The 26387-nt window shown below is 53.8% G+C and carries 26 protein-coding genes and 1 pseudogene; all 27 read left to right on the top strand.

Annotated features, from left to right (window positions below):
- Positions 1 to 51 precede the first annotated feature (51 nt).
- The gene (traN, locus tag K2184_RS25085; protein WP_015065533.1) at positions 52 to 2007 is read left to right on the top strand and encodes a type-F conjugative transfer system mating-pair stabilization protein TraN; all 1956 of its coding nucleotides are present in this window, start codon (positions 52 to 54) and stop codon (positions 2005 to 2007) included.
- Positions 2008 to 2038: 31 nt separating this feature from the next.
- The gene (locus K2184_RS25080) at positions 2039 to 2293 is read left to right on the top strand and encodes a conjugal transfer protein TrbE (protein WP_015065558.1); all 255 of its coding nucleotides are present in this window, start codon (positions 2039 to 2041) and stop codon (positions 2291 to 2293) included.
- Positions 2271 to 2519: a hypothetical protein gene (locus K2184_RS25075; protein WP_004152675.1), complete on the top strand. Its 249-nt coding sequence runs from the start codon at positions 2271 to 2273 to the stop codon at positions 2517 to 2519. The genes K2184_RS25080 and K2184_RS25075 overlap by 23 nt, the downstream gene beginning before the upstream one ends.
- Positions 2520 to 2531: 12 nt before the next feature.
- The gene (locus K2184_RS25070; RefSeq protein WP_015065534.1) at positions 2532 to 2858 is read left to right on the top strand and encodes a hypothetical protein; all 327 of its coding nucleotides are present in this window, start codon (positions 2532 to 2534) and stop codon (positions 2856 to 2858) included.
- 20 nt (positions 2859 to 2878) lie between these two features.
- Positions 2879 to 3631: a type-F conjugative transfer system pilin assembly protein TraF gene (gene traF / locus K2184_RS25065; protein ID WP_015065535.1), complete on the top strand. Its 753-nt coding sequence runs from the start codon at positions 2879 to 2881 to the stop codon at positions 3629 to 3631.
- Between the two features lie 10 nt (positions 3632 to 3641).
- Positions 3642 to 3881: a type-F conjugative transfer system pilin chaperone TraQ gene (traQ, locus tag K2184_RS25060; protein ID WP_023158003.1), complete on the top strand. Its 240-nt coding sequence runs from the start codon at positions 3642 to 3644 to the stop codon at positions 3879 to 3881.
- Complete coding sequence (gene trbB / locus K2184_RS25055; protein WP_023158002.1) at positions 3853 to 4410, top strand: type-F conjugative transfer system pilin assembly thiol-disulfide isomerase TrbB; 558 nt, start codon at positions 3853 to 3855, stop codon at positions 4408 to 4410. Before traQ ends, trbB begins: the two co-directional genes overlap by 29 nt.
- 45 nt (positions 4411 to 4455) lie before the next feature.
- Positions 4456 to 4899, top strand: a complete 444-nt coding sequence (trbF, locus tag K2184_RS25050) for an F-type conjugal transfer protein TrbF (RefSeq protein WP_023158001.1) — start codon at positions 4456 to 4458, stop codon at positions 4897 to 4899.
- Entirely contained in the window at positions 4877 to 6256 is a 1380-nt protein-coding gene (gene traH / locus K2184_RS25045) for a conjugal transfer pilus assembly protein TraH (RefSeq protein ID WP_023158000.1), read from the top strand. The genes trbF and traH overlap by 23 nt, the downstream gene beginning before the upstream one ends.
- Positions 6256 to 9099 (top strand): conjugal transfer mating-pair stabilization protein TraG, encoded by a 2844-nt coding sequence (gene traG / locus K2184_RS25040; RefSeq protein WP_023157999.1) that lies wholly within the window; start codon positions 6256 to 6258, stop codon positions 9097 to 9099. The genes traH and traG overlap by 1 nt, the downstream gene beginning before the upstream one ends.
- Positions 9100 to 9109: 10 nt before the next feature.
- On the top strand, positions 9110 to 9634 hold the full coding sequence (locus tag K2184_RS25035) for a hypothetical protein (protein ID WP_015065538.1): 525 nt from the start codon (positions 9110 to 9112) through the stop codon (positions 9632 to 9634).
- Between the two features lie 308 nt (positions 9635 to 9942).
- Positions 9943 to 10674, top strand: coding sequence for a conjugal transfer complement resistance protein TraT (gene traT, locus K2184_RS25030; protein ID WP_032329926.1), 732 nt, complete (start codon positions 9943 to 9945; stop codon positions 10672 to 10674).
- A gap of 191 nt (positions 10675 to 10865) precedes the next feature.
- Complete coding sequence (locus K2184_RS25025) at positions 10866 to 11555, top strand: hypothetical protein (protein WP_015065540.1); 690 nt, start codon at positions 10866 to 10868, stop codon at positions 11553 to 11555.
- Between the two features lie 128 nt (positions 11556 to 11683).
- A complete protein-coding gene (gene traD / locus K2184_RS25020) occupies positions 11684 to 13996 on the top strand; it encodes a type IV conjugative transfer system coupling protein TraD (RefSeq protein ID WP_015065541.1) in 2313 nt (770 codons plus the stop codon).
- The gene (gene traI / locus K2184_RS25015; protein ID WP_015065542.1) at positions 13996 to 19254 is read left to right on the top strand and encodes a conjugative transfer relaxase/helicase TraI; all 5259 of its coding nucleotides are present in this window, start codon (positions 13996 to 13998) and stop codon (positions 19252 to 19254) included. The genes traD and traI overlap by 1 nt, the downstream gene beginning before the upstream one ends.
- Positions 19255 to 19333: 79 nt before the next feature.
- A complete protein-coding gene (gene traX / locus K2184_RS25010; RefSeq protein ID WP_015065543.1) occupies positions 19334 to 20059 on the top strand; it encodes a type-F conjugative transfer system pilin acetylase TraX in 726 nt (241 codons plus the stop codon).
- A gap of 155 nt (positions 20060 to 20214) precedes the next feature.
- Positions 20215 to 20808 carry a fertility inhibition protein FinO gene (locus tag K2184_RS25005; protein ID WP_015065544.1) on the top strand — a complete coding sequence of 198 codons (594 nt, stop codon included), beginning with the start codon at positions 20215 to 20217 and terminating at the stop codon, positions 20806 to 20808.
- Positions 20809 to 20968: 160 nt separating this feature from the next.
- Entirely contained in the window at positions 20969 to 21571 is a 603-nt protein-coding gene (locus K2184_RS25000; protein WP_015065545.1) for a PIN domain-containing protein, read from the top strand.
- 49 nt (positions 21572 to 21620) lie between these two features.
- Positions 21621 to 22265 (top strand): hypothetical protein, encoded by a 645-nt coding sequence (locus tag K2184_RS24995; protein WP_015065546.1) that lies wholly within the window; start codon positions 21621 to 21623, stop codon positions 22263 to 22265.
- Between the two features lie 55 nt (positions 22266 to 22320).
- On the top strand, positions 22321 to 22971 hold the full coding sequence (locus K2184_RS24990) for a DUF2726 domain-containing protein (protein WP_022631529.1): 651 nt from the start codon (positions 22321 to 22323) through the stop codon (positions 22969 to 22971).
- Entirely contained in the window at positions 22968 to 23276 is a 309-nt protein-coding gene (locus K2184_RS24985) for a hypothetical protein (RefSeq protein ID WP_015065549.1), read from the top strand. Before K2184_RS24990 ends, K2184_RS24985 begins: the two co-directional genes overlap by 4 nt.
- Before the next feature lie 103 nt (positions 23277 to 23379).
- Complete coding sequence (locus K2184_RS24980) at positions 23380 to 23931, top strand: phospholipase D family protein (RefSeq protein WP_015065550.1); 552 nt, start codon at positions 23380 to 23382, stop codon at positions 23929 to 23931.
- A 135-nt stretch (positions 23932 to 24066) separates the two neighbouring features.
- The gene (locus K2184_RS24975) at positions 24067 to 24336 is read left to right on the top strand and encodes a replication regulatory protein RepA (protein WP_022631531.1); all 270 of its coding nucleotides are present in this window, start codon (positions 24067 to 24069) and stop codon (positions 24334 to 24336) included.
- Between the two features lie 211 nt (positions 24337 to 24547).
- Positions 24548 to 24625 (top strand): RepA leader peptide Tap, encoded by a 78-nt coding sequence (tap, locus tag K2184_RS24970; protein ID WP_014386216.1) that lies wholly within the window; start codon positions 24548 to 24550, stop codon positions 24623 to 24625.
- Positions 24618 to 25169, top strand: a complete 552-nt coding sequence (repA, locus tag K2184_RS24965; RefSeq protein ID WP_022631532.1) for a plasmid replication initiator RepA — start codon at positions 24618 to 24620, stop codon at positions 25167 to 25169. The genes tap and repA (K2184_RS24965) overlap by 8 nt, the downstream gene beginning before the upstream one ends.
- Positions 25162 to 26175: a plasmid replication initiator RepA gene (repA, locus tag K2184_RS24960; RefSeq protein ID WP_015065551.1), complete on the top strand. Its 1014-nt coding sequence runs from the start codon at positions 25162 to 25164 to the stop codon at positions 26173 to 26175. Before repA (K2184_RS24965) ends, repA (K2184_RS24960) begins: the two co-directional genes overlap by 8 nt.
- A gap of 87 nt (positions 26176 to 26262) precedes the next feature.
- Positions 26263 to 26387 (top strand): annotated as a pseudogene (locus K2184_RS24955) (IS6 family transposase); the annotation flags it as partial.

Here is a 26387-nt window from a genome sequence, read left to right as displayed (position 1 = left end):
ACCGTACTTCATAGCGTTACCGGAAATGGTGAGGGATGAGGGAGGGTGGAAATGAAGACGGTTATTTCCGTGCTGACCGCGCATTTTTTAGTCCTGAGCGCCTTTATCTGGCTGGCATCTCCCGCCTGCGCTGACAGTGGAAGTGACTATAAAGCTGGTTCGGATTTTGCGAAACAGGTGCAGGGCAATGGTCTGAACTCACTGAAAAATTTCAGTGGTGAGCAAAACCTGCCGGGGTATACCGCCAACCCGAATCAGACAAAATACTACGGCGGCGTCACTGCCAGCGGAGACAGCTCTCTGAAAAGCGATTCAGCCCTGGAGTTCAGCCAGGGGGACACAGGCAAAGCGGTTACGGAGTCGTTCACAAACCGGCCACCGGATCAGATATCTCAGGATGCGCCGTTTATTCAGGCCGCAAAGGATACAGAATCCCGTGCCGACAGCATTGTCGGCGATACCGGACAGTCCTGTACCGCCCAGGTTGTGAACCGCAGCGAGTTCACAAACCATACCTGCGAACGTGATCTGCAGGTGGAAAATTTTTGCACACGGGAAGCGACCCTGAAGGATAACGCCACCACGCAGAAAGTTAACCGAACCTATCAGCAGGTGGTGACGCTGAATTATGCCCGGAGTACCCGGCAATGGAGTGGCAACCTGACGATCCCGACCAATGGTCGTCTGCTGAATGCCTCGGTGGATGGTGAGCCTCTGGTGATCCCCTGGATTGAAGAATGCGATTCCGAAGGGAAGGTGCGGGATAGCTGCAAGAGTGCAGTGAGTGAAAGCCTGACCCTCTTTGAACGAACGTTCCCCATTGATGTGATCAGCTGGCCACGTTCAGAATCGATGTGTTCAGGCGGTCAGAACACGCATTGTACGAAATATACCTATGACGGGAAGGGGAAGATTCATCAGTCGTTTGGTGTGGACAAAGCGGCCACTGCTGGGCAGAACTTTTCAGTAAGCAAAACATCACGGACCGTATCATCGGCCAGCCAGAAACCCGTACAGGTCACGGTCACCCTGGTGATGGAAGAAACCGAAACCGTCTATGCACCTGAAGTCGTCTGGGTTGAAAGCTGTCCGTTCAGTAAGGATGAAGGAAAAAAAACGGGCGAGGAATGTATCAGCCCGGGAGGAACGCGAACCATCACCCTCGGAGGCAGGGATTACTCGTTCACGGAGGCCTGCTGGAAATATAAGGATACCTGGCTCACGCAACCGGCGGACAACGGCTCCTGTGAAAGCCTGATGAAAAATACGGCTTGTACTCTGTCATCCCGCCAGTGCGCCTTCTCCAGCGAGGAAGGCACGTGCCTGCATGAATATGCAACGTATTCCTGCGAAACCAGGACGAGTGGCAAACAAATGATCTGCGGCGGTGATGTCTTCTGCCTTGATGGTGAATGTGACAAAGCCACGTCCGGGAAGAGCAACGACTTTGGGCAGGCGGTGTCTGAGCTGGCGGCACTGGCTGCCGCGGGGAAGGACATCGCGGCACTGAACGGGGTGGATGTCCGGGCCTTCACCGGAAAAGCGAAGTTCTGTAAGAAGTTTGCTGCGGGCTTCAGTAACTGCTGCAAAGACAGCGGCTGGGGCCAGGATGTGGGGCTGGCACGCTGCAGCAGCGAGGAAAAGGCGCTGGCAAAAGCGAAAAAAGACAAGCTGACGGTCAGTATCGGGGAATTCTGCTCTAAAAAGGTTCTGGGGATTTGCCTGGAGAAAAAAAGGAGCTATTGCCAGTTCGACTCAAAACTGGCGCAGATCGTTCAGCAGCAGGGAAGAAACGGTCAGCTGCATATCGGTTTTGGCGGAGCCAGCAGTCCTGACTGTCGGGGGATTACGGTTGAAGAGCTCCAGAGGATCGACTTTAACATGCTTGATTTCACCAACTTTATGGACGACCTGATGAAAAATCAAAAAATACCGGAAAACGATGTTCTCACCAATAAGACCAAAGAACGAATTAAGGAAATCATGAGTCAGCAATCCGCGCAATAAACCATGCTGCCTAATAAAGAGACCGATAATCATGAAAATTAATTTTCACAAACAGCCTGCCATTGATTTTGTCCTGAGATTAACACTGACAGTAATCATTATTTCTCCGGTGATTTATTTCTCCTGGGATGCAGTCAAAGGGACGTCGGGAAGTGATTATGTCGAAAGTGTGGTCTTTATTCTTATGGCTGGGTTTGCCATGTCTGTGTGTTATTTGTTTTTCTCAGCCCTGGAGAAAGTTATAAATGCAAGGAAAAGCAAAGATGAATCGATATATCACGATTGAGAAATTTATAGACATTCTGAATGAAGAGAATTTACCCCAGGAGCATCATGTTATGGTGCTGGCTGTTCTTGCGGATATCTCTCTGCATACAGACAGGTTCCTGATTAACTCGTCCGAACTGGTTCAGATGGCCGCTCAGTACTCACCTGCTTTCCAGAAACTGCCAGCGGACCGGCAGGCTTTTATATCTTCAGTACTGAGCATGCCGCTATTCCTTATTATGTGACCAGGAGAGTCAATGGAAGAGAAAAAAGCATACGGGCTGGTCATGGTGTTTGTCGGGGTGTTTGTCTTTCTCCTGGTCAGCATTATGTCGTACAGCCTGTGGCGGGACAGGCAGGTTAACGCATTTATGACAACCAACCGGGCCTGGGGGATCCAGTGCGACACTGTTTCTCAGACCGCGTGGGTGGTCAGGGACGGGGAGCGGGTGGACCTTCAGATAAATCATCTGCCTCTGTACTGCAGCGGTTACCGCTTTGAAGCCCGTGATGATGCAGGAAAGGTACAGCGCCAGCTCGATAAATACAGTGTCTATCAGCATCTGTCACGCCAGTCGCAATAATTCATAAAAGGGTATTTGTCATGCGAACAATACATGCCGCCATGCTGGCGGGGTGCCTTTACTGCGCCCTGATGCCGGCTTTCGCCAAAGATGCGGGCTGGCAGTGGTACAACGAGAAACTGAAGCCCCGTGATGAGGAAAGGCCAGCCGCACCAGCGGCACCACCGCCGCAAATGGATATTCTGGAGAAACTCGCCACACTCCAGGCGGCCACCAAACGGTCGCTGTACGAAGCCATTCTGTATCCATCGTCTGAAAACTTCGTGAAGTACTTCCGGCTGCAGAACTACTGGACGCAGCAGGCAAGTTTGTTCTCGATGAGTGCGAAGAAAGCGATGCTGGAAAACCCGGAACTCGATTACAACCTGCAGTACAGCCACTACAACGGCACGGTAAAAAACCAGCTCGCCGCCGACTATGCCGAACAGCGTCAGGCTATCTCCACCCTCGCACAGCACTACGGCGTGATGTTCTTCTACCGGGGGCGCGAAGCGATCGATGGCCAGCTGGTCCAGGTGATTAAAAACTTCCGCGAAACCTATGGCCTGAGCGTCATACCGGTGTCGGTTGACGGCGTGATTAACCCCATGCTGCCCGACAGCCGGACGGACCAGGGCCAGGCTGAGCAGCTTGGCGTGAAGTTCTTCCCCGCGATGATGCTGGTTAACCCGAAAAGTGGCCAGGTGAAGCCTCTCAGTTACGGCTTTATCAGTCAGGACGACCTGGCGAAACAGTTCCTCTATGTCTCCAGCGACTTTAAACCGAATTTCTAAGGAGTGTGTCATGCGAAAGATTCGTTTTCCGGATTTAGATATCACCGGGATGTGGGTGCTGGCCGTGGGCGTGTTTTTCCACCTGATAGCCCGGCTTGTCAGAAAGCAGCCTGAGCTGGCCGTCCAGGCCGGGGAAATCTTCGGGCTGGGAATGGTGGTGTTCGGGGGATACCGCATTCTTAACGCCCTCATTGCTGAAGCCGAAAAAGAGGAGAAAGCCTGTGAAAAGCATCCTGAAGAACATCGCTAAGACGCCGCTGGCGGCGCTGGCTCTTTCCCTTGCTCTGGCCGGACTGGCACAGGCGGGAACGTTCGATGAGGTGAAGTCGCTCTGGGATCCGCGGGGAATCTCCGGTACTGAAACGGCTTCCCCGCAGAGCGACACTCCCCAGGTGGAGAGCGGGGCATCTCAGCCACGCTGGTTACGACTCAGCAACGGAAAGCAGGTGGACCTGCGCGACTGGAAAGTGGTGCTGTTCATGCAGGGACACTGTCCATACTGTCATAAATTTGACCCGGTGCTGAAGCAGCTGGCCGGACAGTATGGCTTCTCCGTGTTCTCTTACACCATTGACGGACAGGGTGATGACGCGTTTCCTGAAGCGCTGCCGGCGCCTCCTGACGTGATGCAGACCTTTTTCCCCAATATCCCGGTGGCCACCCCGACCACGTTTCTGGTCAACGTGAACACGCTGGCAGCGTACCCGATCCTGCAGGGCGCCACGGATGCACAGGGCTTTATGGCCAGAGTGGATACGGTATTTCAGATGATGCACTGAGTCTCTGTTATATCCGGTCTTAGCAAGTGATTAAGGAAAATAGCCATGAACAAATATATACGTTCGACGGGACTGTATGCGTTTTTATTTCCAGCCAGTTTAAAAGCACCCGGGCAGACAGCAGCAGAAAAAATAGAACAACTGAAGCCGGAATTTGTCCACCGGGAAAGGCGTATGGAAATCTATCTGGAATTATTCATTGTGTTTCTGACTGCAGGTGCCCTGCTGTTATGGATAATGAGATTTTTATTTAATCTCTGCGTGGCTGACTGGATAGCCAGCGGTGACCTGCGAGTAAAAGACCTGTGGAATATTATGATGTACGCCATCCCTTATGCGCTGATGGCTGTCGGGATGGGGTTCTTTGTTGCCGGAGTGACATTAGCAATCCTCAATTTTTTCAGTCATCACCTGAAAATCCTTTTTATTCTGAGAAATAACAGAGTTAAAAATAATGCTGTGCGTAATGGAGGACAGGATGCGAATTAAACTTCTGTCACTCTTCTGCGGTGCCGCGCTTGGCCTGTCATTTAGTGCCGCCGCCGACGTGAATGGCGACATGAACCAATTCTTCAATAAGCTTGGCTTTGCGTCCAATACCAGCCAGCCGCAGGTCTGGCAGGGACAGGCGGCGGGTTACGCCTCCGGCGGTTCGCTGTATGCCAGAACGCAGGTGAAAACGATCCAGCTGGTCAGCATGACCCTGCCGGATATTAACGCCGGCTGCGGCGGCATCGATGCGTACCTGGGGTCGTTCTCATTTATCAACAGCGAGCAGCTGCAGCGCTTCGGCAAACAAATTATGTCCAACGCCGCGGGCTACTTCTTTGACCTTGCCCTGCAGACCACGGTTCCGGAGATCAAAACTGCCAAAGACTTCCTGCAGAAGATGGCCAGCGACATCAACAGCATGAACCTCAGCTCCTGCCAGGCCGCTCAGGGCATTGTGGGCGGTCTGTTCCCCCGCAACCAGGTGGCGCAGCAAAAGGTCTGCCAGGACATCGCCGGTGAGAGCAACATTTTTGCGGACTGGGCGGCTTCCCGTCAGGGCTGTTCGGTGGGGGGGCAGATGGACAAAGTGCAGGATAAAGCCAGCGATAAGGACAAGGAGCGTGTAATGAAGAACATCAACATTATGTGGGATGCCCTGTCCAAAAACCGGCTCTTTGACGGCAATAAGGAGCTGAAAGAGTTTGTGATGACCCTGACCGGGACGCTGATTTTTGGTGAGAACAGTGAGATCACCCCGTTGCCGGCACGCACCACTGACCAGGATCTGATTAAAGCCATGATGGAGGGCGGCACGGCTAAAATCTATCACTGCAATGATTCGGATAAGTGTCTTAAGGTCGTTGCTGATGCCACCGTGACCATCACCTCCAGTAAGGCGCTGAAAAGCCAGATTTCCGCTTTGTTAAGCAGTATCCAGAATAAAGCGGTGGCTGATGAAAAACTGACGGATCAGGAGAAAGGGTTTATCTCCAGCACCACCATTCCGGTGTTCAAATACCTGGTCGACCCGCAGATGCTCGGTGTGTCTAACTCACTTATTTACCAGCTGACGGACTATATCGGCTACGACATCCTGCTGCAGTACATTCAGGAACTTATCCAGCAGGCCCGGGCGATGATCTCAACCGGTAATTATCCCCAGTCGACAATGGATATGATCATGGAAAACCTCAACCAGGCGAGTGTCCAGATTGCCGCTTTCCAGTCCCGCGTTCAGGTTCAGCAGGACGCCTTGCTCGTGGTGGACAGACAAATGAGTTACATGCGCCAGCAGGTCTCTGCCCGCATGATGACCCGCTACCAGAATAACTATCATTTTGGGGGGAATCAGTAATGCTTGAGGTATATGCCATTGCAGGCGGTGACTGGTTACGGGGCAACCTGAACGCGATTGCGGCGTTTATGGAGACCGGCACATGGTCGACCATAGAAAAGATGTGTATCGCCATCTCGGTACTCATTGTGGCGGGGAACTGGGTAAAAAAACACAACGTGATGGACCTTTTGGGCTGGGTCTTTTCCCTCACCCTGGTCTCTATGCTGGTTGTCATTCGCACCCCTGTGCAGATCATCGATTACAGTAACGTTGCGCAGGTCTATGAAGTCGATAATGTACCTATTGGTCTGGCCATTCCGGCGTCGCTGACAACGCGGGTAGGAAACGCGCTTATCCAGAGTTATGAGATGGTCTTCGCGCTGCCGGACAGTGTCACGTACAGTAAAACGGGGATGTTATTTGGCAGTAATCTGGTCGCGAAAAGTACGGATTTTTTGTCACAAAATCCTCAGATTACGACGCTGTTTTCCGATTACGTACAAAACTGTGTGATGGGCGATATTTTCCTCAATCATAAGTACTCTTTTGAGGAATTACTGAATTCACCTGATCCGTATACCCTGATTTTTGCAAACCCGAGTCCACTGCGTGGCGTGTTTGACAAAAACAACCAGTTCCAGACATGCGAGGAGGCCTCACGGGATCTGAAATCGGCTCTCGCGCTGGATACTCAGACAGGCGGTAAAACCTGGAACTACTATGTTCGTCAGCTGTTTGGCGGCAAACCTAATCCCGATCTGCTTTTCAGCCAGATGATTGGCGACAGCTACAATTACTTCTACAGCTCGGGACAGAGCGCCGGGCAGATTATCCGCCAGAACGTCACGATGAACGCCCTGCGCAGTGGGATCCAGAGTTATGCGGCCCGCAGCGGGGACACTGCCAGTCTGGTCAATATGGCTAACACATCATCCCTTGAAAAGCAGCGGCTGGCACAGGCCACAATGGGGCACCAGGCGCTTCGCACACTTCCGCTGATGCAGACCGTTATCATGGGGATAATGATTGGGATGTTCCCGATCATGGTGATGGCCGCCATGTTTAACATGATGACGCTGCAGGTGCTAAAGGGGTATGTGTTTGCGCTTATCTGGCTGCAGACGTGGCCATTACTGTTCGCCATCCTGAACAGCGCAATGGCCTACTATGCGAAGCAAAATGGCGTCCCGGTCGTTCTCTCTGAGTTGTCGCAGGTTCAGCTCAAAAACTCGGATATTGCGACCACCGCGGGTTATATTGCCGTGATGATACCGCCCTTGTCGTGGGGGATCGTGAAGAGCATGGGGGCCGCTTTCTCCAGTGCCTACAGCCATTTTTCTTCATCGGGGCTCAGTGCAACATCGCAGGCTGCCTCCGGCGTGGTGGACGGGAATTACTCTTTCGCCAACATGCAGATGGAGAACGTCAGCGGCTACAGCTGGGGTACCAACAGCACAACCAGTTTCGGACAGATGTCGCGGCAGCTGGCGAATGGGGGCATGAGCACGCAGACGCGGGATGGTTCGATGGTCTGGGACAGTGGTGGTGCAATGTCAAAACTGCCGGTGGATATCAACGTCGGTCGTCAGATAGCCAGTGCGCAGCAACAGATGGCCCGTGAGGCTGATGTCCAGGCCGAAAGCGCGCTGCATGGCTATAACAGCAGCGTGACAAGTGCCTGGAATAGTCTGCAGCAATTTGGCACCAATAAAGGGAACAGCGCCTCAACAACGACCGGGGCCGATACTACTGAGTCTTCGCAGGATTCGATGGCCAGAAGCAAGATGTGGAATGCGGTTGTTGCTAATGCGAAAGCCAACAACATCAGTAATGAGGAGTCTTTCCAGCAGTTGATGGATGAGTCTAGGAAGGGAACGGTATCAGGTGAGATGTATGGTAATGCTAAATGGAGTAGTGGCGACCAATTGGTCGGGAAACTGGGTAAATGGGCTACAGGACTCACTGCTGAAGGGGGGGCTAAAATTAGTGCTGGAGCGAATGCATCAAGTGGCTCTACTGACTCGACAACCGAATCTGGAAGGGAATCTCATGACAGTAGGCACGATACCAGCAGCCAGGCGGCGAAAGACTTTAAGGAAGCATCCGATTACTTCACCAGCCGCAAAACCACCACATCGGGTAATATCACCGATAATAATGCCAGCTCGCGTGTTGACCAGTTTGCCGCGTCACTCTCCAGTGCCAAAAACAGCTACGACCAGTATACAACCAGCCGGACACGCAGCCATGAGTACAGTGAGATGGCGTCACGCACAGAGAGCATGACTGGCCAGATGAGCGAGAATCTCTCTCAGCAGTTTGCTAACTTTGTTCAGCGTCGCGCTCCACAGGATGCCGAGGCTATTCTGACCAATACCAGTTCTCCTGAAATTGCGGCGCAGCGTGAAGCACTGGCGCGTGAATTCGTCAAAGAGCAGGTTGAACCCAGGGTTGATGCCGCGTATCAACAGGGGCGTGAAAGCATCGGACAGAATATGGCTGGGGTGTCAGGTGGTGGGGACAATGGTTCGGTAATGGCTGACTACGGACAAAATTCTGGTCGTATCGATGCCATGACGCAAGACGCTGGTATTAAGGATAATGTGGGTCAGAAAGTGGATGGGATGATTGCAGAGAATAAACAACAGCATCAGGAAACCCGTGAAAACATACAACAGCAAGGCGTTGAAGTGAAAAAAGAGAATGCTGAACTGGAAAATGACCACAAAACAAAAGGAAATGATTTCAAAAATTCTTATAATGATAAGAAAGAGCATCAAACCAGACTGCCTGGCGCGGATTCAACCAAAGAACTACTGGATAAGGCAACAAAATTAGAAAACGAGAAACCAAAGGGATAGGGAGGAAAGAATGTTAACCCATCAAATAATACAAGGTGAAATTGACGAGTTAAAACTAGTTCTGACTGAGAAGGATTTAACGATCCCCTCATTCTGGAGTTGTATCTGGCCTGGCTTGACTTTTATGTTTTGGTTTTTACTTTCATCATATTTTTCATATGGGATAAGTGATTTTTCTACGGGTCTTGATAGAATTTCATCAATGGTTTTTGCGGCAGTTGTGGGCATTTTTTCTATCATTGCAACCGCGAATACCCGCTCACTCTTCCTTTCTTTACCTGAGTCTTTCAGGAAAAAGTCGTTGTTCTTTGGTTTTTTAGCAAAGAAATGCAGAACTTATGGAGCAGTTATTTTTACTATATTCCCATGCCTGGCGTTTTTTTCTGCATATAACGGAATTAATGCGGTTGTTTTTATTGTTGTTACCGGTTTCAGTCTTTTATTAACACTTATGGTTATGAATATTGACCTTAGTCGTTATCAGTTGGCGACCCTGACGTCTGTTATTGAATCGGTTAGAAATCATGAACGGTGAACAGGTGCGCAGTTTACTTGTGCGCCTGTGAGGTGTTGCCGCCTTCGGTGGAGTCTTTTGATTTACATTAAGTCAGGGTTAATTATGGGAATTTATGAATCTGTCAAAGTTGGGAGTTGGTCATCCATACTCAACCTATCAATTATGGTGGTTTGTTAACAGGCTAAAAGTTTCCTTTGTTATTATTGGTTTCTTAGACTGTAATTAGTTTTCACATCTCGTTTAAAATTCGTATATAGTGAATGCGCATTCCGAAATCATAAGAGAATGTGTATTCACTCGTATTGATTATGTCACAAGGATTCAGGATGAAGCTTAATAAAGTCATGGCTGTGATGGTCGTCAGCTCTGCTCTGGTGTTGTCTGGATGTAGTGCAATGGGAACCGCTATTAAAAAGAGAAATCTGGAAGTAAAAACCCAGATGAGCGAAACAATCTGGCTGGAACCTTCAAATAATAAGACGGTTTATCTGCAAATCAAAAATACCTCCGATAAGGATATGAGTGGCCTGCAGGCAAAAATTGCCAGCGCTGTCACTTCAAAGGGATATCAGGTCGTCAGTAACCCCGATACGGCGGGCTACTGGATCCAGGCGAATGTGCTCAAGGCCGATAAAATGGACCTTCGTGAGTCTCAGGGCTGGTTAAGCCGGGGTTATGAGGGCGCTGTGACTGGCGCCGCTCTTGGGGCGGGGATTACCGCTTACAACTCCAGTTCCGCGGGAGCAACCCTGGGAGTAGGGCTTGCAGCCGGTCTGGTCGGAATGGCGGCTGACGCGATGGTGGAAGATGTGAACTACACCATGATCACCGATGTTCAGATCGCGGAAAGAACCAAAACACAGGTTCAGACTGATAACGTGGCCGTATTACGTCAGGGAACATCTGGCGCAAAAGTGCAGACAAGTACTGAAACGGGTAATCAACATAAATACCAGACTCGCATCGTCTCTAACGCTAATAAAGTTAACCTCAAGTTCCCTGAAGCCCAGCCTGTTCTTGAAGACCAGCTGGCAAAATCGATCGCTAATATTCTGTAAGCGTTCTATTCCACGGCCCGGGTACTCCGGGCCAGACTGGCATCACCTTTCTGGCGTGTCAGAATTCATTCGTCAAATAATCAGTTAATTCCACATCTAAACGGTGAACAGTTGCGCAATTTATTTGTGCATCTGTGAGGCGTTGCCGCCTTCGGCGGAGTCTTTCGTCTTTATTTGAACAGAGGTTATTTATGACAATATCTGAGCCTGTCAGGTCTCTTAATACACATGAACTGATGCCTGGCGATATTTACCCACATCCTGCAGTGGGGGGAAGTTATTCCCTGTCACATTGCGAGGTCTGTTCTCTCTTCAGTGACCACATCATGTATATCTGCAGCGCGTTAGTTATTCTTCTGCTTGTTTTCATCGCAGGTGTCTTTTTCCAAAAGTTAATGACGTCTTCCACGGGACGTAAGCGAGACACGGCGTCAGTTATTCCCGATACAAAGCCAGAAGCACAGAGCAAACCGGAATACTTCCATCTTTCCATATGTGTGGAAGGCCCGGCCAGCACGGATGACTCCGCCTTGTCCTCTCTTGCCTCCCGTGTTGTCCGCGAAGCAGAAAATCTGTATATCCCCGGCGTCAATCGCCGCGACAGCGCTGACGACGTGTTTGCCTGGTCCGTGCAGACTCAGTTTCCTTCTGACAGGCTCTTCGGCACACGGATTTTCCCGTCGACCGGCTGGTTTGAACGTCCGGATATGATTAAACCTCCGGTGAAATGCTACTGCGTCTGCCTGCAGTACACGGCTGAAACATTGCCATCCACACTGCATGCCCTGGTCGATGAGGCCGGACGGCAAGTGGCGAAGTCGTATATTAAAGGCGGGCACTGCCCTGGCTCAGAGGGCTATTCCTTCTGCATAACCTCTTAATAGCAATAAGTATCCGGCCTGGTCATCTATGGATCCGGGCATGACTGTAATCCTGTTTTCTGTGCCGGTGTATTTCCGCTGATTAATTTGTCCTTCCGACCCTAATACTTTACTGACGGATTAGTGCCATGAGTTTTAATGCCAAAGATATGACGCAGGGTGGTCAGATCGCCAATATGCGCTTTCGCATGTTTGGTCAGATTGCCAATATTATTTTCTACGTGCTGTTTATTTTATTCTGGGTGCTGTGCGGGCTGATGCTGATGTACCGGCTCAGCTGGCAAACCTTTGTGAACGGCTGCGTATACTGGTGGTGTACGACGCTGGGTCCGATGCGCGATATTATTCGTTCCCAGCCGGTATACACCATTCAGTATTACGGCCAGTCGCTGGAATATACCTCAGAACAAATCCTGGCCGATAAATATACTATCTGGTGCGGAGAGCAGCTGTGGACCAGTTTCGTCTTTGCAGCCGTGGTTTCTCTTGTTATCTGTATCGTGACGTTCTTCATCGCCAGCTGGGTGCTGGGCCGCCAGGGGAAACAGCAGAGTGAGGATGAGAATACCGGCGGGCGCCAGCTTTCCGATAAGCCCAAAGAAGTGGCCCGTCAGATGAAGCGTGATGGTATGGCCTCCGATATTAAAATTGGCGATCTGCCTATTCTTAAAAACTCCGAAATCCAGAACTTTTGCCTCCACGGTACCGTAGGTTCCGGTAAATCAGAAGTGATCCGCCGGCTACTGAACTACGTGCGTGCACGTGGCGATATGGCCATCATTTACGATCGCTCCTGTGAGTTCGTCAAAAGCTATTACGACCCGTCACTGGATAAAATCCTCAACCCGCTGGATTCGCGCTGCGCTGCCTGGGATTTGTGGAAAGAGTGCCTGACGCTGCCGGACTTCGACAACATCTCCAACACCCTTATCCCGATGGGTACCAAAGAAGACCCGTTCTGGCAGGGCTCCGGTCGCACTATCTTTGCCGAAGGCGCGTATCTGATGCGCGAAGACGACGATCGCAGCTACGAGAAGCTGGTCGATACCATGCTGTCCATTAAAATCGACAAGCTGCGCGCTTATCTGCAGAACACGCCGGCAGCGAACCTGGTTGAAGAGAAAATTGAGAAAACGGCCATCTCCATTCGTGCCGTGCTGACCAACTACGTCAAGGCTATTCGCTACCTGCAGGGCATCGAGAAGAACGGGGAGCCGTTCACTATCCGGGACTGGATGCGCGGTGTCCGTGAGGACAGACCCAATGGCTGGCTGTTTATCTCCTCCAACGCCGACACCCATGCTTCCCTGAAGCCGGTTATCTCGATGTGGCTGTCAATTGCCATCCGCGGCCTGCTGGCGATGGGGGAGAACCGTAACCGGCGCGTGTGGATATTCGCCGACGAGCTCCCCACGCTGCACAAGCTGCCTGACCTGGTCGAAATCCTCCCTGAGGCGCGTAAATTTGGTGGTTGTTATGTTTTCGGTATTCAGTCCTATGCCCAGCTGGAAGACATCTATGGCGTTAAGCCTGCCGCCACGCTCTTTGACGTAATGAACACCCGGGCCTTCTTCCGTTCACCCAGCAGGGAGATCGCGGAGTTTGCTGCCGGTGAAATTGGCGAGAAGGAAATCCTCAAAGCCAGCGAGCAGTACTCTTACGGTGCTGACCCGGTGCGTGATGGTGTATCGACCGGGAAAGAAAAAGAGCGGGAAACGCTGGTCAGTTACTCCGATATTCAGACGCTGCCTGACCTGTCCTGTTACGTCACGCTGCCCGGGCCATATCCGGCCGTGAAGCTGGCCCTCAAATACAAGCCGCGTCCGAAAATTGCCGAGGGATTTATTCCTCGCACTCTCGATGCGCGGGTGGATGCGCGGCTCAGTGCGTTGCTTGAAGCGCGGGAAGCTGAAGGCAGCCTTGCCAGGGCGCTTTTCACTCCGGATGCGCCGGCATCCGGGCCCGCTGATACAAACAGTCACGCCGGTGAACAACCTGAGCCGGTCAGTCAGCCTGCGCCAGCAGACATGACAGTATCTCCGGAACCGGTAAAAGCGCCGCCGACAATAAAGCGTCCGGCAGCGGAACCTTCCGTCAGAACAACGGAGCCTTCCGTCCTGCGGGTCACGACCGTACCGTTGATCAAACCAAAAGCAGCCGCAGCGGCCGCTGCTGCCTCAACAGCATCCTCTTCCGGTGCCCCTGCAACAGCTGCAGGCGGGACACAACAGGAACTGGCGCAGCAGTCAGCGGAACAGGGACAGGACATGCTGCCGGCCGGCATGAACGAGGACGGCGTCATCGAGGACATGCAGGCGTATGACGCCTGGCTGGCAGATGAGCAGACACAGCGGGATATGCAGCGGCGTGAGGAAGTCAATATCAACCACAGCCACCGTCACGATGAGCAGGATGATGTCGAGATTGGAGGGAATTTCTGATGCTCAGTTTCAGCCAGGTTAAATCGGCGGGCAGTGCCGGTAACTACTACACAGAGAAAGACAATTACTACGTCATCGGGAGCATGGAGGAGCGCTGGCAGGGTAAAGGCGCAGAATTGCTGGGACTTGAAGGAAAGGTAGACAAGCAGGTCTTCACGGAGCTTCTGCAGGGAAAACTACCTGATGGCAGCGACCTGACCCGGATACAGGATGGCGTGAATAAGCACCGGCCCGGTTATGACCTGACGTTCTCGGCACCGAAAAGTGTATCGATGCTGGCTATGTTGGGCGGCGATAAGCGTCTCATCGATGCTCATAATCGCGCGGTAACAGTGGCTCTTAACCAGGTGGAGTCCCTTGCTTCCACACGGGTAAAGAAAGATGGCGTGTCTGAAACAGTCCTGACCGGGAATCTGATTATTGCCCGCTTTAACCATGATACATCGCGCGCTCAGGATCCACAGATACACACACACAGCGTGGTTATCAACGCGACACAGAACGGCGATAAATGGCAGACGCTGGCCAGCGATACCGTCGGTAAAACCGGGTTCTCCGAAACCATACTGGCCAACCGCATCGCTTTCGGAAAGATATACCAGAACTCTCTCAGGGCCGATGTTGAGTCTATGGGTTACAAGACAGTCGATGCGGGTCGGAATGGCATGTGGGAGATGGAGGGCGTGCCGGTTGAGTCGTTTTCCACGCGCAGTCAGGAACTCCGGGAGGCTGCAGGACCCGATGCCTCCCTGAAGTCACGGGATGTGGCCGCGCTCGATACCCGCAAGTCGAAAGAAGCCATCGATCCGGCAGAGAAGATGGTGGAGTGGATGAACACGCTGAAGGAGACCGGGTTTGACATCCGGGGGTACCGTGAGGCCGCCGATGCGCGAGCCGCAGAGCTGGCCCGTGCACCTGCCGCGCCGGTGAACACTGACGGTCCGGATATCACGGATGTGGTGACGAAAGCGATTGCCGGTCTCAGCGACCGCAAGGTGCAGTTCACGTATGCCGACCTGCTGGCACGCACGGTCGGCCAGCTGGAGGCGAAGGACGGTGTGTTTGAGCTGGCGAGAAAGGGCATCGATGCCGCCATTGAACGGGAGCAGCTTATCCCTCTCGATCGCGAGAAAGGGCTGTTCACCTCAAACATCCACGTTCTCGATGAACTCGCCGTCAAAGCCCTGAGTCAGGAGGTGCAGCGCCAGAATCATGTCTCCGTCACGCCCGATGCGTCTGTGGTGCGCCAGGTTCCTTTCAGCGATGCCGTCAGCGTGCTGGCGCAGGATCGCCCGGTAATGGGTATCGTTTCCGGTCAGGGCGGTGCCACCGGCCAGCGGGAGCGGGTGGCCGAGTTAACCCTGATGTCCCGGGAGCAGGGGCGTGATGTCCATATCCTGGCGGCCGATAACCGCTCACGTGATTTTCTCGCCGGTGATGTGCGTCTGGCCGGGGAAACGGTGACCGGTAAATCCGCCCTGCAGGACGGGACGGCGTTTATTCCGGGCGGAACACTCATCGTGGATCAGGCGGAGAAGCTGAGCCTGAAGGAAACGATTTCCCTGCTCGATGGCGCGATGCGCCATAACGTGCAGGTCCTGCTCTCCGACAGCGGGAAGCGCAGCGGGACCGGCAGCGCGCTGGCGGTGCTGAAGGACAGCGGCGTGAATACGTATCGCTGGCAGGGTGGCCATCAGACCACAGCCGACATCATCAGTGAACCGGATAAAGGAGCACGCTACAGCCGGCTGGCACAGGAGTTTGCCGTCAGCGTGCGTGAAGGGCAGGAAAGCGTGGCCCAAATCAGCGGGACCCGTGAACAGAGCGTACTCAACGGCCTCATCCGTGACTCCCTCAGACAGGAGGGGGTGCTGGGTGAGAAAGACACGACCATTACAGCCCTGACGCCGGTGTGGCTGGACAGCAAAAGCCGGGGCGTGCGGGATTATTACCGGGAGGGGATGGTGATGGAACGCTGGGATCCGGAGAACCGGACGCACGATCGCTTTGTCATTGACCGGGTGACCGCGAGCAGCAATATGCTGACCCTGAAAGACCGGGAAGGGGGTCGTCTGGATCTGAAGGTTTCCGCGGTCGACAGCCAGTGGACGCTGTTCCGGGCAGATACACTGCCGGTGGCAGAGGGGGAACGTCTGGCGGTGCTTGGGAAGATACCGGACACACGCCTGAAAGGCGGGGAAAGCATCACGGTGATGAAAGTGGAGGAGGGGCAGCTGACGGTACAGCGGCCGGGGCAGAAAACCACGCAGACCCTGGCCGCGGGCGCGGGCGTGTTTGACGGTATTAAAGTCGGCCACGGCTGGGTGGAAAGTCCCGGCAGGTCGGTTAGCGAGACGGCAACGGTCTTTGCGTCGGTGACGCAGCGTGAGCTGGATAACGCCACCCTCAACCAGCTGGCACAGAGCGGAAGTCACCTCCGGCTGTACTCGGCGCAGGATGCGGCGCGCACGACGGAGAAGCTGTCGCGGCATACCGCGTTCAGCGTGGTCTCAGAGCAGCTGAAGTCCCGATCCGGCGAGACGGACCTGGATACGGCCATTGCGCAGCAGAAGGCCGGGCTGCATACCCCGGCAGAACAGGCCATTCACCTGGCCATCCCGCTGCTTGAGAGCCAGGACCTGACCTTCTCCCGGCCCCAGCTGCTGGCGACGGCAATGGAAACCGGGGGCGGGAAGGTTTCGATGGCGGACATCGACACGACCATCCAGGCACAAATCAGGTCGGGGCAGTTGCTGAATGTACCGGTGGCGCACGGCTACGGCAATGACCTGCTGATTTCCCGTCAGACCTGGGACGCCGAAAAAAGCATCCTGACCCACGTGCTGGAAGGTAAAGGCGCGGTGGCCCCCCTGATGGACCGCGTGCCGGCCAGTCTGATGACGGACCTGACCGCCGGACAGCGGGCGGCGACCCGGATGATTCTGGAGAGCACGGACCGGTTCACGGTGGTTCAGGGGTATGCCGGGGTGGGGAAAACCACCCAGTTCCGGGCAGTCATGAGTGCCATCAGTCTGCTGCCGGAAGAGACCCGCCCGCGCGTCATCGGTCTGGCGCCGACGCATCGCGCGGTCGGGGAAATGCAGAGTGCTGGCGTGGATGCGCGCACGACGGCGTCGTTCCTCCACGACACGCAGCTGCTGCAGCGCAATGGGCAGACACCCGATTTCAGCAACACCCTGTTCCTGCTCGACGAGAGCTCGATGGTGGGGCTGGCCGATATGGCAAAAGCCCACTCCCTCATCGCCGCCGGCGGTGGACGGGCGGTGCCCAGCGGGGATACCGACCAGCTGCCGCCCATCGCGTCGGGCCAGCCGTTCAGGCTGACGCAGCAGCGCAGCGCCGCCGACGTTGCCATCATGAAAGAGATTGTACGCCAGATGCCTGAGCTGCGACCGGCGGTCTACAGCCTGATTGAGCGGGATGTGCACCGCGCCCTGACCACCATCGAGCAGGTCACGCCGGAGCAGGTGCCGAGAAAAGAAGGCGCATGGGCGCCGGGCAGTTCTGTGGTGGAATTCACGCCAAAGCAGGAAAAGGCGATAGAAAAGGCGCTGAGCGAGGGGAAAACCCTGCCGGAAGGTCAGCCCGCGACACTCTACGAGGCGCTGGTGAAGGACTATACCGGACGGACCCCGGAGGCACAGTCGCAGACGCTGGTGATCACCCATCTGAATAAGGACCGGCGGGCGCTGAACAGTCTGATCCATGACGCACGGCGGGAGAACGGGGAAACCGGCAAAGAGGAAATCACCCTGCCGGTGCTGGTCACGAGTAACATCCGTGACGGTGAACTGCGCAAACTGTCGACCTGGACGGCTCACAAGGAGGCGGTGGCGCTGGTTGATAACGTATACCACCGTATCAGCAAAGTGGATAAGGATAATCAGCTGATCACCCTGACAGACAGTGAAGGAAAGGAGCGATTTATCTCACCCCGGGAGGCATCGGCAGAAGGCGTCACGCTCTATCGTCAGGAAAAGATCACCGTGTCTCAGGGGGACCGAATGCGCTTCAGCAAAAGTGACCCGGAGCGCGGCTATGTGGCCAACAGTATCTGGGAAGTGCAGTCTGTTTCGGGTGACAGTGTCACGCTGTCTGATGGCAAACTCACCCGTACGCTGACCCCGAAGGCGGAGCAGGCACAGCAGCATATCGACCTCGCCTACGCCATCACCGCCCACGGCGCCCAGGGGGCCAGCGAGCCGTATGCCATCGCGCTGGAAGGGGTGGCCGGTGGCCGGGAACAGATGGCCAGCTTTGAGTCTGCCTATGTGGCTTTATCCCGCATGAAACAGCATGTTCAGGTCTACACCGACAGCCGTGAGGGCTGGATAAAGGCCATCAAGCATTCACCTGAGAAAGCGACGGCGCACGATATTCTTGAACCCCGTAACGACCGGGCGGTGAAAACCGCCGATCTGCTGTTCGGGCGGGCAAGGCCACTGGATGAAACCGCCGCGGGCCGGGCAGCCCTGCAGCAGTCCGGTCTGGCACAGGGAAGTTCACCGGGAAAATTCATTTCTCCGGGGAAAAAGTACCCTCAGCCGCATGTGGCGCTGCCGGCATTTGATAAAAACGGGAAAGCCGCCGGTATCTGGCTCAGCCCGCTGACCGATCGGGACGGACGGCTGGAGGCTATCGGCGGAGGGGGACGAATTATGGGCAATGAAGACGCCCGGTTCGTGGCGCTGCAGAACAGCCGCAACGGAGAAAGCCTGCTGGCCGGGAATATGGGGGAGGGCGTCAGAATGGCCCGCGACAATCCCGATACGGGGGTGGTGGTGCGGCTGGCCGGTGATGACCGCCCCTGGAACCCCGGGGCCATGACCGGTGGGCGGGTATGGGCTGAACCTGCGCCGGTGGCTCCGGTACCGCAGGCCGGGGCTGACATTATCCTCCCGCCAGAGGTACTGGCACAGCGGGCGGCTGAAGAACAGCAGCGCCGGGAAATGGAAAAACAGGCGGAACAGACTGCCCGGGAAGTGGCCGGGGAGGCGCGTAAAGCCGGCGAGCCGGCGGACCGGGTGAAAGAGGTTATCGGGGACGTCATTCGCGGACTGGAGCGTGACCGGCCGGGTACGGAGAAAACGACGCTACCGGATGATCCTCAGTTCCGGCGCCAGGAGGCGGCGATTCAGCAGGTGGCCTCAGAACGTCTGCAGCGTGAGCGTCTGCAGGCTGTGGAGCGTGACATGGTTCGTGACCTTAACCGCGAGAAAACACTCGGGGGCGACTGACGCGCCTGCGGCTTGTCTGCACCGGCAGCCTCCCCGATTAAAATCGGGCAGTCTGCCGGTGCGCTAAAAGGAAAAAAATATGAGAGCACAATACACATTTCCAGGCGCGACAGACAGCTGGCTTCAGCGCCTGCTGACCTGGACACCGGGACAAACGGATATGATTAAAACGGTCGCACTGGTACTGATGGTGACTGACCACACCGGCTTACTGCTGGCCGGAAACAATGAAGTGATGCGCCTGCTGGGACGTGGTTGTTTTCCGCTGTTCGGTCTGGCATGGGGAATGAATCTGGCCCGGCACGCGGAAATACGCCAGTCTCAACTGAACAGCCTGTGGGGCTGGGCGCTGGTCGCCCAGGTGTCGTTTATGCTTATTGGATACCCGTGGTATACCGGGAATATTCTGTTTGCCTTTGCCGTTACGGGCCAGGTCCTGCGGTGGGTCAGCCAGCCGTCCTGGTATTACACCCTCCCGGCGGCTGGACTGCTGGTCACCTGGATACCCCTGTCAACCGGCAGCTACGGCATGGCCGGAGTGGGCATGCTCACCGCCAGCTGGCTGCTTTGTCGCGCACAGCATGCACCGGAACGGCTGGGATACGGGGTGCTGTGGGCCCTCATGGTGTTGCTGATGAATATGCATGACGTGAGTGAATCAGTGGCCGGGCTGGCGATTGCGCTGCTGACGCTGATGGTGTGCTCATCTGCCGGAGAACGTGTGAAACGCTTCTGGCCGCGGCAGTTCTTCGTGATGTTCTATGCCGTGCACCTGGCGGTACTCGGTATTGTCGTCTCGATGTAAAAAAAAACCGGACACAGGTCCGGGGGCGGGCACATTGCCCGTAAACGTGACAAAGGGGACATCATCGTTGTGTCCACTGCATTGCGAGGTGAAACGATGATACCGTTAGCGTATCGTATACCTCAGACCTGTAGCTTTTATTGATATGGCCCCTTATGAGTGAAGAAAAACGCCCTGTACTGAGCCTGAAACGAAAACCGGCGGAGAACAGTACGACCTCCGCAGAGGCGACCCCTGCTCCTGGTGTGGTGCGCCGAAAGAAGGTCGTGGTGGTCTCGTCCCCGCCGGCCTGGAAGGCAAAAAAAGAGAAACTTGAGAAGGTTAAACAAGCGGCCGAAGCCGCCGCGCGCAACGCTGCGCCGGTGCCGGTTAAAGCGGTAAAGACGCCACCTCCGGTGCATTATCTTCGCCTGCTGCCGCCGGAACAGGCCATCATGACCCTGAAGGCATTCTGGCCACAGCTGTTCGACGGAAACTCACCCCGTCTGCTGGCAACGGGTATGCGCGAACAGCTGTTCGCCGACATTGTGAACCGCGACCTGCCGCTGTCGCATAAACAGGTCATTAAGTGCCTGAAGAGTCTGACCCGGTCTGCGGGCTATCTGTCCCGGATGAAGGTGGGGGCCTCCCGCTATGATCTGCAGGGGAATGCCGTCGCGACCGTCACTGCAGAGGAAGCGCAGTACGCCAGTGAGCGCATGATGAAGGAGCTGCTGCGGGCTGAACGAAAGATGAGTCAGACCCTTTAATTATATTTACCCATTCCTGATAATTATACCTGGGAATCCTCAGCTAATAGATGTAACGAAAATTAGCTGAGGGTATGCCTGAAATAGCAACAGGTATTCATTTTATATTTGCCGCATTACAGGCTGCGGCATCATAACTGTCCGTGCAGACAGATTCTGGATGACGATGACTGAAAAAATTATTGCTCTCGTAGATTATGAAAATATTGGTACACTTGAAAGTGTCCGTCTGTCCCGTTATGAACGCCTTATTTTATTTACCGGGCCTCAGCAGGAGTTTATACGTTTTCCAGCTGTAACGTATGCAGGTGATATATCGGTAAGCGTATTCCAGGTTGCGAATGTGTCAAAAAATAATGTGGACTTCCATCTGGTGTTTGAGCTGGGAAGACTTAGCGCGACTGCACCGGAAGAGATGATATTTCATATTATCTCGAATGATAAAGGCTATGATGGCGTCATTGCCGAGCTATGCAGGGCGGGGAGACGATGTTGCCGTATATCATCGCCTTGCTCTGCAGAGAAACCGAAGGCGGCACCTATGGTAATCAGTAACGATGAAGTGCTGCACCTGACCGATAAAGTCCAGTCATTAAGTAAAAAATCTGCAGGGAACCGCCCGGCGAATACTTCATCCCTGATGAATTATATTAAATCCCTGTCCGGTAATACAAAAGGCATGGCGCTTTATGGTCGCGTTAAAGAGGAATTAATCAGGCGTGGTGTGATTGCGGTGTATGAGAAAACAGTGGTCTGGCGATAATGAAATTAAGACGGCTGTGAATGTTATTTTTATCTAAAAAGGAATCAATATGTTCAGATATTTCATTCTGCGCCCTGAGCAGCAGTTATTCTGTTATTTATACGGCTGCGCGCTGGCACTGGTTCAGATGGTTTTATTTTCTCCTGTATCCCGGGCAAGCGGATTTTATCTGGTTGCGTTATCTGTCGCGCTGTTCTGGGCAGGCCTTGCCCTGTACACCCGGCACATCGACCGGATGAGAAAGCCAGAGGTCTCACCGCTGGTCAGTATTCGCGACGGTATTCAGGTGGTGGCCGAGGTGCCGCGCCATGAAAAGGCCCGGCTGGAATGGGAAATCCTCCGGGATGATGAGATGTTTCGCCAGCAAAGGTGTGAGCTTACAGGCCTGACCGGACGGGTTATCAGCCGGGGGCTGTTGTATACGCCGGCGGTGATGCTGGTCGGTATCGGTATTCTCGCCTGGGGTTCCCCACAGGATGCCATCCGGCTGATTAATGCTCTTCGTAATATGCCTGCTGCGGAACTGGTGCATCAGATTGGTTTTGTCCTGTGCCACTTCCTGCAGATTAGCGTCATATCAGTTCTGATTGCTGATGTTGTAGCCGGGAGAGGACTGCCGAATGTATTTCGCCGCGCGTTGCTCGACAGGCTGCCGGCAGAGTTCTGCCTTATCAGAAGAGGGACAGAAAGATGAGGAAGACGACAGGAAAACGCATCGGGAAAGAAAGGAACATCAGGGAATAAAATACATGGCAAAGATATTAATGATGGCGGGCAGTACCGTTGTTGTGCTGAGTTTGCTGGGATTTCTGGTGCTGCTTCTGAAAGGACGCGCAGTAACGAAGACTTCCCCGGTTCTGAGGTCACTGAAAGCCCTGGGTATTCGCCCCTCAGAGGCTGAGCAACGGTTGTGTCGCCAGCGGGTCTGGGTGGGTAATGACACACTGATGACGCCACGGGAACAACATTTTTTCCGGGCATTGCTGAGGCATACCAGCCGAACACGCTGGCTGTTGTGTCCTCAGGTCCGGGTGGCAGATATTGCCACACTCTCTCCCCATATCCGGCCACGATCCCGGACCTGGTGGCAACTCTTCCGGATGGCATCACAGTGGCACTGCGATGTGGTCATCGTTGACATCCATACCTTCGCTATCATCGGCGCAGTTGAACTGGATGATGCCTCACACCAGAAAAAACACCGTATCCGGCGCGATATTCTGCTGGAAGAGGTTCTGAGGCAGGCCGGCATTCCACTACTACGCGATCGGGATTCGGAGAGTCTGGTAAGAAAGGTCGGAGAGTTTCTGAAATACCGCGGAGCCGATGCAGCCGAAAAATCCATAACCGGTATGAATTCAACGACAGAGCATACTGAACGCAAGGAGAATGAAAAATGATTATCGCCGCCGAAGTGAAACGTGATGAACAGGGGTACTGGACACATCCTGCGCTGGTACGAAGTGGCTGTGAAACTTCCGCAGAATTAAGTTACTGGCTCAGAACCCATAAACTCCAGTGCTTTGTGATAACAATGCGCGATGAAGCGCCTGAAGCTTTCGCTGCCGGATTTACGGATGAAGCCCCGAATGCCCGTGGCTGGATACCGGAGCCACCGGATGATGATGGCTGGTTTCTGGGATCTGTCCACGATACCGGCGACGGACCCGTCTGCTACTGGTTTCGTCATACCACAAAATCCTGACGCCTCCGCATCGCGTCGTTGTCCAACCTCGGGAACGGGGAAAAGCCAGTTTCCCCGCTCCCGGCGTTTCTTAAACACCCGTTAAGGAAATACTGTGAAAAAAATGAACCGTACGCTCCGCAGATGTTGTCTGTCCGGGCTTATCAGCCTGTCTTTGTTTGCACCAGTTCCGGCCGTGTATGCCGCCAGCATCGAGACGGGGTATTCGCCGGAAGGAACGGCTCTGCAGCTGGTCCTGAAGACTATTAATTCTGCACAGCAGGAAATCCGGCTGATGGGCTATTCCTTCACCTCACCCGAAGTCGCCGGCGCGCTTGTCAGGGCAAAACAGCGTGGTCTCGATGTGAAAGTGGTTCTGGACTGGAAAGCCAATACAGGCAGGCAAAACAAGGCGAGTCTGGCGGCCATGAATCTTCTGGTCAATGCCGGTATCCCGGTTCGCACAGTGTCGCAGTACAAAATCATGCACGATAAAGTCATTATTGCTGACGGCCGTAATGTTGAAGTGGGGTCTTTTAACTACACTCGAGCCGCTGATCGGTTCAATTCAGAGAACGTGCTAGTCGTGTGGGATGAACCAGTCGTTGCTCAACGCTATCTCCAGCACTGGCAAACTCGGTGGGAGATGGGAAAAGACTGGAGTTCCTCGTATTAACCTCCTCGCTCAATAGCCTGCTCATTGCGCCAACAAGGGCAGGTTATATAACAAAAAATAACGTAACTCTCGCTGCATCCAGCGACGTGTAGTATCTTTGTTCAAGTATTCAGTTATATGCTTGAGGAGGCAGAGATGTCACAGGTCGTTAACGGAGTTACTTCCTCATCTAAACGTCCCTATAGGAAGGGCAACCCTGTTTCTGCGGCAGAACGTCAGCAGAAAGCTGTTGCCCGAAAAAAAGCGACGCACAAAGAGGTGAGAGTATTTGTGCGGGACAAGCTTAAAAACCAGCTTCAAATCATGTGTGAGAATGAAGGAATTACTCAGGCAGCAATGATTGAGAGGCTGATTGAAAGGGAATCTGCGAAACTAGGAATCGACGTAACGACGTCACATTCTTGATCATGCCTGCTATGAGTGCTAGATTACTGAACGTTTAGAATTCTTGGCTGGCCACACCATAAGGTGGCAGGGAGCTGGTTTTGTGGATGTTTACCCGGAACCAGAAAGTAAAAACCCCGATAATCTTCTTCAATCTTGGCGGAAGGAAAAGATTAACGGGGCCCTCATAAACTGCATAGAAGCTGTTGCTCTATGCAGGGAGTATATGTACATGCTCAGAAAACTTCAAGCTCAGTTTCTGTGTCATTCGCTCCTTCTGTGCAACATAAGCGCAGGAAGCGGTGACTGATCATAACCAACAAAGCTCATGCAAGTATGTTCAGGTAAACAATCCTGAACCTGTTTTCACGGTTCCCCAGGACTACACTCCCTGGCCTTTCTCGCTGAAACTTATGGTAAAAGCCAATGGTTTCACTGAAAGCTTCAGTTTCGATATCGCATCAGCGATGTCGCGTAGGGACGGAATACGAAAACGTAAACCCCCATTTTTGCGCCGCAGAGCGATGAATGCGTTGCTCATGGCGATGTGTTTTTATTACGATCCCCTGTCAAATAAAGTTCTGCGCTCACTCAGGGAGATTGCCCTGGAGTGCGGACTTGCAACTAAATCTCTTTCTGGCGAAGTGTCCATTACACGAGCAATCAGGGCACTGGAATCGCTGGAAAAAGATTTTGAATTTGTTGCCTGCTCATCGGATTGCTATTCAACTGCTGAGATTTTTTTCACCCCTAAGCTGTTCGAATTTCTTGGCGTATTTCCACTCTCTCTGAGCGAAGCCAGACTGAAGTGTCTGGCCGCCAAAAACAGCGGCAGGGAGAGTGCAGATGAGTAATGCGCACAATCCGCAACACTGGAGTCAGCTGGATATGGATGAACAGATCCGTTTCTGGCAGGGGGTAGAGGACGGCCATGTGGCATCTTTTCTGGTTTCCCCGGAGAAGAAATCTACCCGTCGCCGGCGCGGCGAGCACTCCACAAAACCCAAATGTGAAAACCCGACCTGGTTTCGACCGGAGCATTACAAAAAACTGGGTGGCCAGCTGGGGCACGCCTATAACCGTCTTGTTCAAAAAGATCGCACCACTGGTGAGGTGCGACTGCGTATGCACGTATCGCTTCATCCGCTGTACGTCAGGGAACGTCGTCGGGCTGGCCGCCGGTATGGCTTCCGGCCGGAAAAGCAACGTCTGCTGGATGCTATCTGGCCAGTGCTGATCAGCTTCTGTGATGCCGGCAAGCTGACGGTCGGTATGTGTATTTCTCGTCTGGCAAAAGAACTCAGCCAGAAAGACAGTCATGGAAAAGTTATTCCGGAAACAGAGGTAACAGTCTCACGTCTGTCCCGGTTGATTGACGAACAGGTTCGTTTTGGTGTCCTGGCTGTATCTGAAGAAAATAGCTGGGACAGGGAATCCCGTACCTGGCTTCCTAAATACGTCTATATCACCGCGTTAGGGTTTCAGATGCTGGGAGTGGATCTGGAAAAACTTGATGCGGAACAACAAAAAAAGCTCCGGCAAAGCGAAGAGCGTCGTCGTCTTATCGAGGAGGGGATTCTGCGTGAAGATGAGGAGATCTCCCCGTGTGCAGCACGTGAGCGCTGGTACCGTCAAAAAACTCTCGATGCACTGAGGTTCCGTCGGCAGCGTGGCGCCGAACGTAAACGAGCTAACCGCCTGGCCAGATATTCTCGTGAGCGCCAGATTCACGAAATGTCGCTTCATATCCTGAAGACAATGCCGGCAGACGAGGCTTACTGGTGTACAACGGAGCGGCTGCAGCAGCTGGCCATTCAGAACCTGTATCAGCTGGAGCTGGCCCTGGCTCCGCCGTCCTGACGGATATCATTTAGCTATTTTTTCGGCACTGTTGCAAATAGTCGGTGGTGATAAACTTATCATCCCCTTTTGCTGATGGAGCTGTACATGAACCCATTCAAAGGCCGGCATTTTCAGCGTGACATCATTCTGTGGGCCGTACGCTGGTACTGCAAATACGGCATCAGTTACCGTGAGCTGCAGGAGATGCTGGCTGAACGCGGAGTGAATGT

The organism is Klebsiella sp. K5-306 (assembly GCF_051835185.1).
GTDB classification, from domain to species: domain Bacteria; phylum Pseudomonadota; class Gammaproteobacteria; order Enterobacterales; family Enterobacteriaceae; genus Klebsiella; species Klebsiella oxytoca.
Note: the sequence above shows the minus strand (reverse complement) of the source record. Positions and strands in the feature narration are given on the sequence as shown.

Bases quoted from the DNA above. Each gene is read 5' to 3' on its own strand.
- traQ (WP_023158003.1), top strand. From the start codon at position 3,642: ATGCGAAAGATTCGTTTTCCGGATTTAGATATCACCGGGATGTGGGTG.
- K2184_RS24995 (WP_015065546.1), top strand. From the start codon at position 21,621: ATGTTCAGATATTTCATTCTGCGCCCTGAGCAGCAGTTATTCTGTTAT.
- traX (WP_015065543.1), top strand. From the start codon at position 19,334: ATGAGAGCACAATACACATTTCCAGGCGCGACAGACAGCTGGCTTCAG.
- K2184_RS25080 (WP_015065558.1), top strand. From the start codon at position 2,039: ATGAAAATTAATTTTCACAAACAGCCTGCCATTGATTTTGTCCTGAGA.
- repA (WP_015065551.1), top strand. From the start codon at position 25,162: ATGAGTAATGCGCACAATCCGCAACACTGGAGTCAGCTGGATATGGAT.
- traN (WP_015065533.1), top strand. From the start codon at position 52: ATGAAGACGGTTATTTCCGTGCTGACCGCGCATTTTTTAGTCCTGAGC.
- K2184_RS24985 (WP_015065549.1), top strand. From the start codon at position 22,968: ATGATTATCGCCGCCGAAGTGAAACGTGATGAACAGGGGTACTGGACA.
- traT (WP_032329926.1), top strand. From the start codon at position 9,943: ATGAAGCTTAATAAAGTCATGGCTGTGATGGTCGTCAGCTCTGCTCTG.
- K2184_RS24975 (WP_022631531.1), top strand. From the start codon at position 24,067: ATGTCACAGGTCGTTAACGGAGTTACTTCCTCATCTAAACGTCCCTAT.
- traI (WP_015065542.1), top strand. From the start codon at position 13,996: ATGCTCAGTTTCAGCCAGGTTAAATCGGCGGGCAGTGCCGGTAACTAC.
- K2184_RS25070 (WP_015065534.1), top strand. From the start codon at position 2,532: ATGGAAGAGAAAAAAGCATACGGGCTGGTCATGGTGTTTGTCGGGGTG.
- traD (WP_015065541.1), top strand. From the start codon at position 11,684: ATGAGTTTTAATGCCAAAGATATGACGCAGGGTGGTCAGATCGCCAAT.
- K2184_RS24990 (WP_022631529.1), top strand. From the start codon at position 22,321: ATGGCAAAGATATTAATGATGGCGGGCAGTACCGTTGTTGTGCTGAGT.
- traF (WP_015065535.1), top strand. From the start codon at position 2,879: ATGCGAACAATACATGCCGCCATGCTGGCGGGGTGCCTTTACTGCGCC.
- traH (WP_023158000.1), top strand. From the start codon at position 4,877: ATGGAGGACAGGATGCGAATTAAACTTCTGTCACTCTTCTGCGGTGCC.
- K2184_RS25005 (WP_015065544.1), top strand. From the start codon at position 20,215: ATGAGTGAAGAAAAACGCCCTGTACTGAGCCTGAAACGAAAACCGGCG.
- traG (WP_023157999.1), top strand. From the start codon at position 6,256: ATGCTTGAGGTATATGCCATTGCAGGCGGTGACTGGTTACGGGGCAAC.
- K2184_RS25000 (WP_015065545.1), top strand. From the start codon at position 20,969: ATGACGATGACTGAAAAAATTATTGCTCTCGTAGATTATGAAAATATT.
- tap (WP_014386216.1), top strand. From the start codon at position 24,548: ATGCTCAGAAAACTTCAAGCTCAGTTTCTGTGTCATTCGCTCCTTCTG.
- K2184_RS25075 (WP_004152675.1), top strand. From the start codon at position 2,271: ATGAATCGATATATCACGATTGAGAAATTTATAGACATTCTGAATGAA.
- K2184_RS25025 (WP_015065540.1), top strand. From the start codon at position 10,866: ATGACAATATCTGAGCCTGTCAGGTCTCTTAATACACATGAACTGATG.
- K2184_RS25035 (WP_015065538.1), top strand. From the start codon at position 9,110: ATGTTAACCCATCAAATAATACAAGGTGAAATTGACGAGTTAAAACTA.
- K2184_RS24980 (WP_015065550.1), top strand. From the start codon at position 23,380: ATGAACCGTACGCTCCGCAGATGTTGTCTGTCCGGGCTTATCAGCCTG.
- trbF (WP_023158001.1), top strand. From the start codon at position 4,456: ATGAACAAATATATACGTTCGACGGGACTGTATGCGTTTTTATTTCCA.